Raw genomic sequence first — 12,742 nt, forward strand, 5'->3', positions numbered from 1 at the left:
GGTCACAACACGTTGAAAATCGGGCGGCGCAGACCTGTTCTGCGCCGCCTTTTTCGTGGCCTTAACGCTGGCGGGTCCGCGATCAGGTCCCGCTCACATCCTTAAGAAACTGTGCTGCCGCCTGCACCATGCGCGACCAGCCGGCATCCTGTGGCAACGGTATGTGGTTGCGGCTGTCCAGTGTCAGGAAACGCGCATCGGGAATTTCGCTGGCCAGTATCCGCCCCTGTTCCATCGGCTGGATCGCATCGTCCAACGCATGCACCACCAGTGTCGGGGTCGTGACCGATGGCAATTCGGCGCGTATGTCGAAACGATCAACGATCCGGCGCAGTCGTGCGGCGTTGTCCGTTGCTGTCGGCCAGCAGATGCAGCAGATCAAACACCTGCGGCTCTACGTGAACGGGTTTGCCGTAGCGCACAAGCCTGTGCGTGTCCGTATCCAGCCGGCAGGTCGCGAAACGATAAATCATGCGCCATTGAATGACCCTCCGGCCCCGTCACACAAGCGTTTTTCGAAAGATGGCGGCGCAGCAGGTGAAATCACAAGACAATCTAAAGACCGTCTTCAACCGCCGCGGCGCTGAATCTGTCTAACTGGCCCTACCCCACAGAAGGATATGCCAGATGAAACACCCGGACACAGATACCGATGCTAAATGCCGCCCCGACGGTTAGATCGACACCGCGTATTACATGCAGATCGGCCGTCAGAAACGCGCGGAACAGGCGCAAGAGATGATCAGGGGCTTGGCACCAGGCCAAAAAAGCACGCAACCGTCACGATGGGCCTTTCGCGTGCTGCGCTTTCAGTAACACCGGAATGCGATGCCCTGCCCGGTGATACCGGCCGCGTCACAAGGCGCGCCCAGAGCGTCGCGCCCCGAAAACCGAAAAGCGCCGGTACCGGCAATTCTGCGGTCTTCGGGGCACCATCTGCCAAAATGAAAAAGGGGCGGCACCCTTGCAGTGCCGCCCCCCCTTCTTGCCAAAGGACCGTTCAACCCGCTTTCTGAATCTCGACGGAATGCGGATAGGGGATGGAAATCCCCTTGTCGTCAAACGCCTCTTTCACGGCTTTTGTCATGTCGAATTTCAGTGCCCAGTAATCATCGGCCTTGCACCAGATGCGTGTGGTGATGTCGACCGAACTGTCGCCCAGATTGGTGACATGCGCCCATGGCGCGGGATCGTCCAGCACACGTTCATCACCCTTGGCCATGTCCAGAATGATCTTGATCGCCGCATCCGCGCTGTCACCATAATCGATGCCGAACACCAAATCGACGCGCCGTGTATCATGCGCTGAATAGTTGGTGATCACGCTGCCCCACGCCTCGCCGTTGGGGATGATGATCTGTACGTTATCCGGCGTGACCAGTTCGGTTACAAAAAGGTTCAGGTCTTTGACCGTGCCCGACGTGCCGGCGATTTCAACATATTGGCCCAGTTTGTAAGGGCGAAAAAGCACCAGCATGAACCCCGCCGCCAGATGGCTGAGCGTGCCCTGCAAAGCCAGACCGACCGCAAGCGTACCGGCACCCAGAATGGCAACAAGGCTTGTCGCCTCGACCCCGAAAATGTTCAGAACCGCGATACCGACAATCAGCAGAACCAGCCATTTGGCCATGCTGGACAGAAAGTTGGCCAGTGTCGGATCCATTTGCGGCAAGGCGTTCAGACGGCGATTCAGTACCGCGCTGATACGACCGGCGATCATCCAGCCGATAATCAGAACCACCAGCGCCTTAAGCGCATTCAGGGCAAGCGGGGCATATTGACCAAGGTATTCCATAATTTCAGACACGTATCCGATCTCCTGCGTAAAATATGACAAACAGCCGGCGGCACGTGCCCCCGCCGGCCATCTGATATTTCCGCACACCCCACAATGTCAATGCAACCGGCAATGGCCTTTCCTGCACCTTCAACTGCAAGGCACAAAAAAGCCCGCACAAGGCGGGCTTTTCCTTTGGTCCTGATACGCCATCTCAGGCCTTTTTCATCGCATCCCGAATTTCCAACAGAACGTCCAGTTCGCTTGGACCTGCAGGCGCTGCATCTGCGGCTTCTTCCTCTTTAGCGGCGGCATCCTTCACGCGGTTAACCATTTTCACCAGCATGAAGACAACCCATGCAATGATCAGGAAATTGATCACTGCCATGATGAAGGCACCATAGGCAAACACCGATGCGCCCGCCTCGCGCGCCGCTTCAAGCGAGGCCCCTTCCGGCACTTCTCCGCCCAACACGGCGTAATTGTTGGTAAAGTCCACACCACCCGACACCAGCCCGATAATCGGGTTGATAAGGTCGCCCACCAGCGATGCCACGATCGCGGTAAAGGCCGCCCCGATGATGATACCCACGGCCATGTCCATGACATTGCCCTTGGCAACAAAGTCCTTGAATTCCTGAATCATTGTCTATCCCTGTTGTCGGAACCTGAAGGGCTTTCCCAAGGTCCGGTTTCGCGCTCTGTTCATAATGACACAGCCGATAGCATATGCGCGCACACTCCCTAAGCTGTTTTTACGGGGAAAAGTACTTAGGTTGGCACCTCAATCACAAAGGATCATACCATGTCCCGCCTTGCCGGTTTTCCCATCTCGCAGAAATGGCCCGCCCAGAACCCCGACATTCTGCAGCTTTATTCCTTTCCCACCCCGAACGGTGTCAAAGTGTCGATCGCGCTCGAGGAAATGGGCATCCCCTACGAGGCGCACAAGGTGACCCTGTCGGATGCCGACGTCAAAAGCCCTGAATTCCTGTCGCTGAACCCCAACAACAAGATCCCCGCCATCGTCGATCCGAACGGATCTGACGGTGTGGCGATCGGGTTGTTCGAAAGCGGCGCGATCCTGATTTATCTGGCGGAAAAATCTGGCAAGCTGATCGGCAAGACGGCGACCGACAAGGCGAAAATCATCCAGTGGCTGATGTTCCAGATGGGTGGTCTTGGCCCGATGTTCGGACAGCTTGGGTTTTTCTACAAATTCGCCGGCAGCGAAATCAAAGACCCTCGCCCGCGTGACCGATATATCGGCGAAGCCAAACGGCTGCTGTCGGTTCTGGAACAGGAAATGGATGGCAAGGACTGGATCGCGGGGGATTATTCCATCGCCGATATCGCCATCGCGCCGTGGCTGCGCTCGCTTGATTTTTATGGCGCGCGCGATGTTCTGGGCTGGGAAAACCACCCCAACCTCGTGGCCTATCTGGATCGATTTCTGGCCCGCCCCGCAGTTCAGACCGGGCTGGTCACGCCGCCGCGCGACTGATCGCGGTCAGGTCCGGGCGTTCAGGTTGCGCCCGGATCAGCCGGGCAATGCGCCCGTCAGTACATAGCGCAAAATCTCGACCACCTGCCGCGGTTCCTGCGCCACGGCCAGCGCCGCCGCGTCGACCTCTTTCAGCGCATGCGCGTGATCCGGCCCGTGCAGGATGATCAGCGATTTGCCCAACGCGGCGGCATATCCCGCATCAAAGGCCGCGTTCCACTGCTTGTACTGATCACCGAAACGCACCACCACAACATCGGCATCGGCAATTCCCTTGCGGGTGCGGATCGCGTTGACCATCGCGCCCTTGTGGTCATGCCAGTATTTGTCCGCCTCTGCCCCCAGTATCGCAACCCCGCAATCGTCGCTGACGGCGTGATCGGTCACCGGGCTGTCAAAGGCCAGATCCAGACCCGCCGCCCCGTCAATGATCTGTTCGCGCCAGTCGGTGTGGATTTCTCCGGACAGGTAGACGTTCAATGTCATGACAGTTTCCTTTCTTTTTGCCTTAAATACGGATCTGCGCGCGGCTAGCCGCGCAGAACACCGCCCGTTGCCTTGGCGACCTTGTCCACGATCCTGGCGCTGACCGCTTCGATATCGGCCTCTTTCAATGTAGTCTCGGTCGGTTGCAGACGCACGGTAATGGCCAGCGATTTCTGGCCGTCGCCCAGCGACCCGCCAATGAATTCGTCAAACACGCGCACATCCTCGATCAGTGCCTTGTCGGCGCCGGCGGCAGCGTTCACCAGCACCGCCGCTTCGACATCGGCGGCCACCACAAAGGCGAAATCGCGTTCAACCGCCTGCAGATCGTGCATGTCCAGCGCGGGGCGCGTGGATTTGGTTTTCTTGGGCACCGGCACTTCGTGCGGCCACAGGGTAAACGCCATCGCAGCCCCTTTGATGCCCATCGCGGATACCACTTTGGGGTGCAGTTCGCCGAAAACACCCAGCACCTTTTTGGGGCCAAGACAGATCATGCCGTGCCGCCCCGGATGCCACCAGTCGGCGGCACCGCGCAGAATCTGCACCTTGGCCGGAGCGCCCATCGCCGCCAGCACCGCTTCGGCATCAGCCTTTACGTCAAACACATCCACCGGCCGCGACGTGCCATGCACGTCCTTTGGCCCGGTGCGCCCGACCAGCAGGCCCGACACCAGCAGATGTTGTTCGCCGGGTTCGGCCCCGTGAAAGGCGGGACCGACCTCGAACAGGGCCAGATCGGCGAAACCGCGCGCCTGATTGCGGGCTGCGGCCTGCAACAATCCGGGCAGCAGCGCGGGGCGCATGTGGCTCATCTCGCTTGATATCGGGTTTTCCAGCATCGTCGCATCCGTGCCGCCGCCAAACAGCGCGGCCGATGACTGATCAATGAACGAATAGCTGACGCATTCATTGTACCCCAGTGCCGCGCAGGTGCGCCGCGCTGCCTGTTCGCGACGCTGCATCGGCGACAGGACCGGTTTCGGGATGCCGCTGCTCAGCCGTGGCAGGGGCCGCCCTTCCAGCTTGGTCAGGGACGCGACACGCGCCACCTCTTCCACCAGATCGGCCTCGCCGTCCACATCGGGGCGCCAGCTGGGCACATGCGCCCAGTTGCCTTCCAGCCGGAAGCCCAGCGCCGTCAGCGTCTGGCGCTGTGTGCTTTCGGGAATATCCATGCCAACCAGCGATTGCACGCGCGCGGTATCCAGACGATAGGCGCGCGATGTGTCGGGCACGGCGCCCGCCACCACGACATCCGATGCTTCGCCGCCGCACAGGTCCAGCACCATCTGCGTTGCCATTTCCAGCCCCGGTTCGGTAAAGGCGGGATCAATCCCGCGTTCAAACCGGTAACGGGCGTCCGAATTGATCTTGAGCGCCCGACCGGTCAGCGCAATCTGCACATTGTTCCAATAGGCGCTTTCCAGAAACACATCGGAGGTTTCGGCGCTGACACCAGTCGCCGCACCGCCCATGACGCCGGCAATGCTTTCGGGGCCGGTATCATCGGAAATGACCATCATGCCGGGCTGGAACGTGTATTCCTTGTCATCCAGCGCCATCAGGGTTTCGCCCCCGGCCGCGCGGTGAATGCGCAATCCGCCGGTCATTTTGCCCACGTCGAACACGTGCAGAGGACGGTTCTGGTCATAGGTGAAAAAGTTGGTGATATCGACAAGTGCCGAAATCGGGCGCAGGCCAATGGCGCGCAGCAGATCCTGCAGCCAATCGGGCGACGGCCCGTTCCTGACGCCGCGGATCACCCGCCCGGTGAACAGCGGGCAGCCGTTCAAGGTGTCGTCGTCAATCCGGACAGACACAGGGCACGAAAACGCGCCATCCACAGGCTCGATCGCCTGCGGTTTCAGCGTGCCAAGGCCACGCGCCGCCAGATCGCGGGCAATGCCGCGCACGCCCAGCGCATCGGGGCGGTTGGGGGTTATCGCGATGTCGATCACCGGATCAACCTTGGACGGGAAATGATCGGCCAGCCAATCGGTAAAGCTCTGACCCACTTCGCCGCTTGGCAGTTCGATGATGCCGTCATGTTCTTCGGACAGTTCCAGCTCGCGCTCCGACGCCATCATGCCGTGGCTTTCGATACCGCGGATTTTGCCAACCCCGATGGTGGTATCGATGCCCGGCACGTAAACACCCGGTTTGGCGACCACAACGGTGATCCCCTCGCGCGCGTTCGGAGCACCGCAGATGATCTGCAATTCGCCCGCGTCAGTGTCGACCCGGCACACCTGCAACCGGTCCGCTTCGGGGTGTTTTTCCGCGTGCAGCACCTTGCCGATGGTAAAATCACGCAGCTTGTCGGCGGGGTTGATCACCTCTTCCACCTCCAGCCCCAGATCGGTCAGGGCATAAAGGATGTCGTCAAGGCTGGCGGTGGTGTCCAGATGGGTTTTCAACCAGGAAAGGGTGAATTTCATGCGTCAGGGTCCTGCGGCAATTCAAAGTGTTCCCGCCGCATGTACCGGATATCCCCTGCGCGTGAAAGGGGGCGCCTACACCGGATCGCGGATCAGGCTTTGACACATGCAATGCACGCCACCGCCGCCCTGGGTGATCATCGACAGATCGGGGTCGAAAATCGTGAATCCGCGCGCCTTCAACGCCTGTTTCAGCGTTTTCGAGGCCGCAGGCAGCAACACGCGATCCTCGCCCAGCGCCACCACGTTACAGCCCAGCGCAACTGTTTCCTGAAACGGCACGGGAATAATCTCGATCTTTTTGGCGCGCAGCCAGTCCACAATCGCCGGATCGGTGCAATCAAGGCAGACAGCTGCCAGTTTCGGGGCCAGCATCACCACCATCAGATCGATATGCACATAAAACGGGTCGATGTCGGCCAGCATGACCTCCCAGCCTTCGGCCTCCATCCAGCCCTTGATCTGCACCGCCGCCTGTTCCTGGCTGCGGCCCTCGTCGCCTTCCCATCCGATCAGAACGCAGCCCGGTTCGATCACGTTGAAATCACCGCCCTCGAACGTACCGGCGGTGACGTAATCGTAGATCGGGATACCCAGTTTCTGATAGGTTTCGATGGCGCGGTAATTTTCGCCGCGCCGCCACCACTGCGCCATGTTGGTGATGATCGCGCCATAGGGCGTCATCACCGAACTGTCGCGCGCATAGACCTGATAGGGCAATTCGGGATCAGGCGTCAGGATGTGCACATCGACGCCCGCCGACTTGTAGGCCGAAACCATTTCTCGGTGCTGGGCGCGGGCTACATCCATATCAAACGGCACCCCCCGGCGCAGGGTCTTTTTCGATACAGAACTGGTCTGCAACCATCTGTAGTTTTCGATCGGGCCCAGCATGACAGAACGCAAGGTGCCATAATCAGAATTGGCCCCCCAGCTGTTCAGCGTTGCAGTTCCACCCCCCGGTTTGCGGGTGCGCAGCGAAAATTCGGTTCCTGCATCTTTCATCTTTGGCCCTTTCCCAGATGGATCGGGGCAAGGCTGAACCTGCATGCCGCATCTGTCAAGAAAATGGGCGGTGGTGTTTGGTGTAGGGCAGGGTTAACCGCGTGGCCCTAAACCTTGCCGCGATCGATCCTTCGACAGGCAGACCAGCGCCTGTTGTCGTAGCCACAGGACAACAAGGCACCGGTGACGCGGGGCCGCTTTGGATATATCCGGGCACGGGGAAACCACCCCCGTTTACCTCGTCCACCCCGGCGGCGCCGCCTTTTACTGGCAGACGCGATCAGAGTTTGCAGAAGTGAAAGACATAGGCAGGGACCGCCCTAGTGAAATGCCGGAGGTGGAGGTTTGGTGTGAGGTACGAACTGGGAGTTTGTTCAGCATCTTCAGCTTAGAATTAGGGATAAGCAGAACTTTACAACGAAGGCTATTCCAAAGATCAGTAGGCACCACAGACCCCAAAACACCCAATTGGGGAGTTTTCTGACTGTCCAGAAAGGGACTTCAGTACCAAGACATTCAGCGCATTTTACGGAAGTAACCCATGCCGCCTTTTGGTTGATGTAAGCGCAGTCAATGACGACCAATTCCTTTGGTGCCATTTGAGGAATACTGATTAAGCAATTGCCCTTGGCCACTCTCAAGTATTTTTCGTTGCGCGGCTGAAAGACGGAAATATCGGTAGGGAAACTACTTAAAACAAACTCAACATTTGTGGCTGGTTTCTTACCTGTGTTTTGCAGAAAGTACTTCTCGATATAAATTTCCGTGCTGCTGTGCTTCTCGGGATCTTCCTCATTTGGAACAGTAATGTTGTTAAGTGAATTGTTCGCGCGGCCATAAATCAATTTGACCTTTGCCCGAAACAAATAAAACAACAGAGCGCCAACCAAAGTGATGGCAAGACTAGGGGCTGTTGACGTTCGGGATTCCCAAATCACTTAACTTCTGATTCAAGGTTGCAAACAGAGGAGAGCAGCCTTGACCCGAAGAGTCCTGACCGATGCGCATTGGACAATCATCGACCCGTATTGTCTTGGAAAACCCACAGACCCGGGACAAACTGGGCGCGATCCTCGCCTGTTTGTGGAAGCCGTCCTTTGGATCGTTCGCACTGGGGCACAATGGCGCGAGTTGCCGGACGAATTCGGCAAGTGGAACTCTGTGTTCAAGCGGTTCCGCAGGTGGGTTAAGGCAGATATTTTCTATCATATGTTCAAAGTATTAGCCTCAGACGCCGACCTCGAATACGCCATGATCGATGGCACCATCGTCAAGGTTCACCGCTCTGGCCAAGGCGCAAAAGGGGGACTCTTTGCCAGGCCATCGGGCGCTCTCGCGGGGGGATAACCACGAAGATACTGGCGCTGACGGACGCGCTCGGCAACCTCGTCGATTTTTGCCTGATGCCCGGACAAGCCCATGATCTGCGCGAGACCGATACACTGATCCGAAATCTGTCTGCCGGGCACCTGCTGGCGGACAGGGCCTTTGATGCGGATTGGCTGCGCAATGACCTGCTGGATCGCGACATCACTCCGGTCATTCCGCCGAAGTCCAACCGGAAGTTCCCGGCGGAGTTCGACAAAGACACCTACAAATGGCGGCACCTGATCGAAAACTACTTTGGCAAACTGAAGGAAAACAGAGGGATAGCTATGCGCTCGTGCAAAACAGACCCCAGCTTCAAAGCATTCATCTCGATCGCCGCTACAATCATTCACATCAGGTGAACGTCAACAGCCCCTAATAAGATCTTCCTGAACAAAAACTACAAATTGTTTGATCGCTTCCAGAATTTCACTCACCTACTCAACCCGCCATGCAGGTTCGGCTGATCCAGGCTTGCAAACCCGTAATGGCGCAGCCAACGCAGGTCTGAATCAAAGAATGCGCGCAGGTCGGGGATGCCGTATTTCAGCATCGCAATCCGGTCTATGCCCATGCCAAAGGCAAAGCCCTGCCATTCTTCCGGGTCGATGCCACCGGCGGCCAGCACCTTGGGGTGCACCATGCCGCTGCCCAGCACTTCCATCCAGCCATCGCCTTCGCCGATGCGCAATTGCCCGTCGACCCAGGAACACTGGATATCCACCTCGGCCGAGGGTTCGGTAAACGGAAAATGCGAGGCGCGGAACCGGGTCTTGATGCCTTCGATTTCGAAAAAAGAGCTGAAGAATTCCTCAAGCGTCCATTTCAGGTTGGCCATGCTGATGTTTTTATCAATCGCCAGCCCTTCAACCTGATGGAACATCGGCGTGTGGGTCTGGTCGTAATCGGCGCGGTAGACACCGCCGGGGCAAATGATGCGCAGCGGCGCGCCTTCGGCTTCCATCGTGCGGATCTGCACCGGGCTGGTGTGGGTGCGCAGCACATGCGGTGGGCGGTTGTCACCTTCTGCGCGGTGCATGTAAAACGTATCCATTTCGGCGCGTGCGGGGTGATGTGACGGGATATTCAGCGCGTCGAAATTATACCAGTCGGTGTCGATGCGCGGCCCTTCGGCCACGGAAAACCCCAGTTCCGCAAAGATCGCTGTCAGTTCTTCTGTGACCTGCGACACCGGATGGATGGTGCCTTGTGGGCGCGACCGCCCCGGCAATGTCACGTCCAGCCATTCGGTGCGCAACCGTTCGTTCAGCGCGGCATCGCCCAACGCGGCCTTTTTCGCGGCAAGCGCTGCGTTGATCTCGTCTTTCAGGGCGTTCAGCGCGGGGCCGGCCACCTGCCGTTCCTCGGGCGTCATCTTGCCCAGTTCGCGCATCTTCAGCGCGACCTCGCCCTTTTTGCCCACGGCACCGACGCGGATATCCTCAAGCGCGGATTCATCTGCGGCATTTGCGATCTGATCAAGGTATTTGCGCTTAAGATCGTCCATAACGGACCCCCCGGAAATTCATCCCCGCTCTGCTATCACAAGGGCGCGTGAAAGCAAGTGCGCGCTGGTCTTTGACGCGCCGGCGCGGCAAGCTCCACACACTGATGTGCGAAAAAGGAGAGTGACATGAAACTGACAGGTGGGTGTTACTGCGGCGCTCTGCGGTTCGAAGCCGAGGGGCAGCCAGGATTTCGGGGGCAGTGCCATTGCCGCCCTTGCCAGTATATTTCGGGCGGCGGGCCGAATTTTTTCATGATGATGCCCGCTGACGGGGTGCGTTACGTGCGCGGCACACCGCAAAGCTTTGCGCGCAGCGATCTGGAAAACCCCGTGACGCGCGAATTTTGCGGCACCTGCGGCACGCCGGTTCTGACGCGCATCGCAGGCTATGATCAGGTTGTTCTGAAGGCCGGGGCGCTGGATGATCCGGCCCGGTTTGGCACACCGCAGGCGGCGATCTATACCAAAGACCAGCAACCGTTCCATGTGATTGCGGCAGATGTGCCCAGCTTTGAAAACCTGCCCGACAGGTAGGCGGCACCTATCTGTCGGGCAGGACGGACAGGCCGGACTGAAGCGCTTGTTTGGCGTCGCGATAGATTTCCGCGACGATTTCTTTGGCGGGCATGACCTCGCGCACCAGAGACACGCCCTGACCGGACCACAATGACATATCGGCCACGTCGCCGGTCGTGCCGGGATGTGGGGTATAGCTTTGGTATCGCGTGACCGGCCTGCCGTCAGCGCGGTGGCCGATGATATCACCTTCGCCGGGGCGTTTGCCCGGTTGGGGGTTACCGGCGTCATGCCATTTTGCCGAGGTCGCGTTTGCAAGGGCCCGATGCGGCGCGTCGGGCCAGTCACCATCATACAGGTCTTGATACCATTCGGTCTGGCCCTCCGAGGCGTCCAGAATCTGTTTCCGGTAGGTATCGTGGATGGTGGCTTCGGTGCTGGCCAAAAAGCGGGTGCCGATCCAGACACCCGACGCCCCCAGCATCAGCGCGGCCGCCATACCGCGGCCATCCGCGATTCCACCAGCAGCGATCACTGGCACAGTCACTGCATCCACCACGGCGGGGACCAGCGCCATCGTCGCGACACTGCCCCAGACGTGACCGCCTGCCTCCCAGCCCTGGGCGACGATGATGTCGGCCCCGGCATCGGCCGCGATCCGTGCTTCGTGTGCGTTGCCAACGCTTGCCATGACACTCAGGCCACCGCGACGAGCCATGTCGATTGCGGCCGGGTCCATTCCCCAGAACAGCGACACTGCGGCCACATTTTCAGAAATACAGGCCTGCAACTGGTCTTTGAACGGGAAGGACAGATTCAGATTCACCGCAAAGTTCCGATCGGTCAGTTTGCGCACTTGCGCGATGCCGCTGCGAACCTGTTCCACGGGCATACCCCATAGCGGGATCACCCCGAGCCCCCCTGCATTGCAGACCGCCGCAACCAAATCCGGCCCGGCCGCCCCACCCATCGGTGCGGACAGAATGGGAATTTCGATATCAAACTGGTCACAAAGCACCGTTTTCATGGTGTTTCCCCCTTTGAACAACGTCAGGGTGGGCCATCGCCCAGATCCTAGTCAAATGGTTTCGGTTTTTTCCATCCCCCGCACAGCAAAAAGCCGCCCGAGCAGGGGGCGGCTTTTCTTTTACCAAAGGGGGCGTTTGACGCTTACGCGCTCAGCGCGCCTTTGGCTTGTTCTACGATCGCACCGAATGCGGCAGGCTCGTGTACGGCCAGATCGGCCAGAACCTTGCGGTCCACTTCGATACCGGCCAGCGACAGGCCGTTGATAAAGCGGCTGTATGTCAGCGCTTCGTCGTGGCTGCGCACCGCGGCGTTGATCCGCTGGATCCACAGGGCGCGGAAATTGCGCTTGCGGTTCTTGCGGTCGCGGGTGGCGTACTGGTTGGCCTTGTCCACGGCTTGCGCGGCCACCTTGAAGGTGTTCTTGCGACGACCGTAATAGCCTTTGGCTGCTTTGATTACTTTTTTGTGGCGGGCGTGTGTGACAACGCCGGATTTTACGCGAGACATATCATTCCCTCCTTAGCGTGCGTACGGCATCATCGACTTGATGATTTTCTCATCAGGGGCCGACAGTGTCGTTGTGCCGCGCGCGTTGCGCAGGAATTTGTTGCTGCGTTTGATCATGCCGTGGCGCTTGCCGGCCTGGCCCGTCAGAACGCGGCCCGTGGCCGTCACCTTGAACCGCTTCTTGCAGCTCGATTTCGTCTTCATCTTAGGCATTTCCGTCTCCTATCGTATTTGGGTCGGTTCACGCACGACTCGGCATGCCATATTGGCCGGACGCACGAACAGACGCGCCGTATAGGCGGCAATGCATCATAGGGCAAGAGGGAAAGGGCAATTTCCCGGCGCACAACCGGTCAGCGAAAGAATTGCGACGCTACGTTGACAAAGGCATCGGGGATTTCGGACATGCTGTAGCCGCTGGGCTTTTGATAGACGGCGTAAAAAATCAGGGCAAAAGATATCAGGATCGTCAGGGCAGACGCGCGCGGCGCGCGCCCGTCCGTGACGGCCGACATCATCGACGGGATTGAAAACCCCGCAATCACAAGCCCGATCACAAGCGCCAGATCCGGTTCCATCGCCCTGCCCCTTTTTTCTGTCGG

16 protein-coding genes are annotated in these 12,742 nt (G+C 58.8%); 3 read left to right on the top strand and 13 right to left on the bottom strand.

Annotated features, from left to right (window positions below):
• Positions 1 to 82: 82 nt before the first annotated feature.
• The 4 genes from OLX72_RS05090 to mscL form a co-directional block, all read right to left on the bottom strand.
• Positions 83 to 295: an alpha/beta fold hydrolase gene (locus OLX72_RS05090; protein ID WP_254684678.1), complete on the bottom strand. Its 213-nt coding sequence runs from the start codon at positions 293 to 295 to the stop codon at positions 83 to 85.
• 22 nt (positions 296 to 317) lie between these two features.
• Positions 318 to 473 carry a winged helix-turn-helix domain-containing protein gene (locus tag OLX72_RS05095; protein ID WP_162797872.1) on the bottom strand — a complete coding sequence of 52 codons (156 nt, stop codon included), beginning with the start codon at positions 471 to 473 and terminating at the stop codon, positions 318 to 320.
• Between the two features lie 527 nt (positions 474 to 1,000).
• Positions 1,001 to 1,795 (bottom strand): mechanosensitive ion channel family protein, encoded by a 795-nt coding sequence (locus OLX72_RS05100; RefSeq protein WP_433990431.1) that lies wholly within the window; start codon positions 1,793 to 1,795, stop codon positions 1,001 to 1,003.
• 196 nt (positions 1,796 to 1,991) lie between these two features.
• The gene (mscL, locus tag OLX72_RS05105) at positions 1,992 to 2,423 is read right to left on the bottom strand and encodes a large conductance mechanosensitive channel protein MscL (protein ID WP_114868641.1); all 432 of its coding nucleotides are present in this window, start codon (positions 2,421 to 2,423) and stop codon (positions 1,992 to 1,994) included.
• A gap of 159 nt (positions 2,424 to 2,582) precedes the next feature.
• On the opposite strand from mscL, the gene OLX72_RS05110 reads away from it, so the two are divergent.
• Positions 2,583 to 3,281: a glutathione S-transferase family protein gene (locus OLX72_RS05110; protein WP_433989954.1), complete on the top strand. Its 699-nt coding sequence runs from the start codon at positions 2,583 to 2,585 to the stop codon at positions 3,279 to 3,281.
• A 36-nt stretch (positions 3,282 to 3,317) separates the two neighbouring features.
• Here the strand turns inward: OLX72_RS05110 and OLX72_RS05115 are convergent, their stop codons facing one another.
• The 4 genes from OLX72_RS05115 to OLX72_RS05130 form a co-directional block, all read right to left on the bottom strand.
• Positions 3,318 to 3,767, bottom strand: coding sequence for a YtoQ family protein (locus OLX72_RS05115; protein WP_433989955.1), 450 nt, complete (start codon positions 3,765 to 3,767; stop codon positions 3,318 to 3,320).
• 44 nt (positions 3,768 to 3,811) lie between these two features.
• Positions 3,812 to 6,208 (bottom strand): phenylalanine--tRNA ligase subunit beta, encoded by a 2,397-nt coding sequence (gene pheT, locus OLX72_RS05120; protein WP_114868638.1) that lies wholly within the window; start codon positions 6,206 to 6,208, stop codon positions 3,812 to 3,814.
• 75 nt (positions 6,209 to 6,283) lie between these two features.
• Positions 6,284 to 7,213, bottom strand: a complete 930-nt coding sequence (locus OLX72_RS05125; RefSeq protein WP_114868637.1) for a dimethylarginine dimethylaminohydrolase family protein — start codon at positions 7,211 to 7,213, stop codon at positions 6,284 to 6,286.
• Between the two features lie 383 nt (positions 7,214 to 7,596).
• Complete coding sequence (locus tag OLX72_RS05130; protein ID WP_433989956.1) at positions 7,597 to 8,151, bottom strand: hypothetical protein; 555 nt, start codon at positions 8,149 to 8,151, stop codon at positions 7,597 to 7,599.
• A 40-nt stretch (positions 8,152 to 8,191) separates the two neighbouring features.
• Here OLX72_RS05130 and OLX72_RS05135 point away from each other — a divergent pair.
• Positions 8,192 to 8,943, top strand: a protein-coding gene (locus tag OLX72_RS05135; RefSeq protein ID WP_433988765.1) for an IS5 family transposase whose coding sequence is annotated in 2 segments (ribosomal slippage) — positions 8,192 to 8,525 and positions 8,525 to 8,943 — 753 coding nt in all. Because the reading frame shifts where the segments join, the coding sequence is not laid out codon by codon here.
• Positions 8,944 to 9,014: 71 nt separating this feature from the next.
• Here the strand turns inward: OLX72_RS05135 and pheS are convergent.
• Complete coding sequence (gene pheS, locus OLX72_RS05140) at positions 9,015 to 10,088, bottom strand: phenylalanine--tRNA ligase subunit alpha (RefSeq protein WP_114868634.1); 1,074 nt, start codon at positions 10,086 to 10,088, stop codon at positions 9,015 to 9,017.
• Positions 10,089 to 10,214: 126 nt separating this feature from the next.
• Between pheS and OLX72_RS05145 the strand changes: the two genes are divergently transcribed.
• Positions 10,215 to 10,622 carry a GFA family protein gene (locus OLX72_RS05145; RefSeq protein ID WP_433989957.1) on the top strand — a complete coding sequence of 136 codons (408 nt, stop codon included), beginning with the start codon at positions 10,215 to 10,217 and terminating at the stop codon, positions 10,620 to 10,622.
• A gap of 7 nt (positions 10,623 to 10,629) precedes the next feature.
• Here OLX72_RS05145 and OLX72_RS05150 read toward each other — a convergent pair whose 3' ends face one another.
• From OLX72_RS05150 to OLX72_RS05165, 4 genes are all read right to left on the bottom strand, one after another.
• Positions 10,630 to 11,631, bottom strand: a complete 1,002-nt coding sequence (locus OLX72_RS05150) for an NAD(P)H-dependent flavin oxidoreductase (RefSeq protein ID WP_114872039.1) — start codon at positions 11,629 to 11,631, stop codon at positions 10,630 to 10,632.
• A 143-nt stretch (positions 11,632 to 11,774) separates the two neighbouring features.
• Positions 11,775 to 12,140: a 50S ribosomal protein L20 gene (gene rplT / locus OLX72_RS05155; RefSeq protein WP_114868632.1), complete on the bottom strand. Its 366-nt coding sequence runs from the start codon at positions 12,138 to 12,140 to the stop codon at positions 11,775 to 11,777.
• Between the two features lie 12 nt (positions 12,141 to 12,152).
• A complete protein-coding gene (gene rpmI, locus OLX72_RS05160; RefSeq protein ID WP_114868631.1) occupies positions 12,153 to 12,353 on the bottom strand; it encodes a 50S ribosomal protein L35 in 201 nt (66 codons plus the stop codon).
• A gap of 140 nt (positions 12,354 to 12,493) precedes the next feature.
• Entirely contained in the window at positions 12,494 to 12,718 is a 225-nt protein-coding gene (locus OLX72_RS05165; protein ID WP_114868630.1) for a hypothetical protein, read from the bottom strand.
• Positions 12,719 to 12,742 lie beyond the last annotated feature (24 nt).

The sequence above is a fragment of the Sulfitobacter sp. TBRI5 genome (assembly GCF_051013555.1).
Taxonomy (GTDB): Bacteria; Pseudomonadota; Alphaproteobacteria; order Rhodobacterales; family Rhodobacteraceae; genus JL08.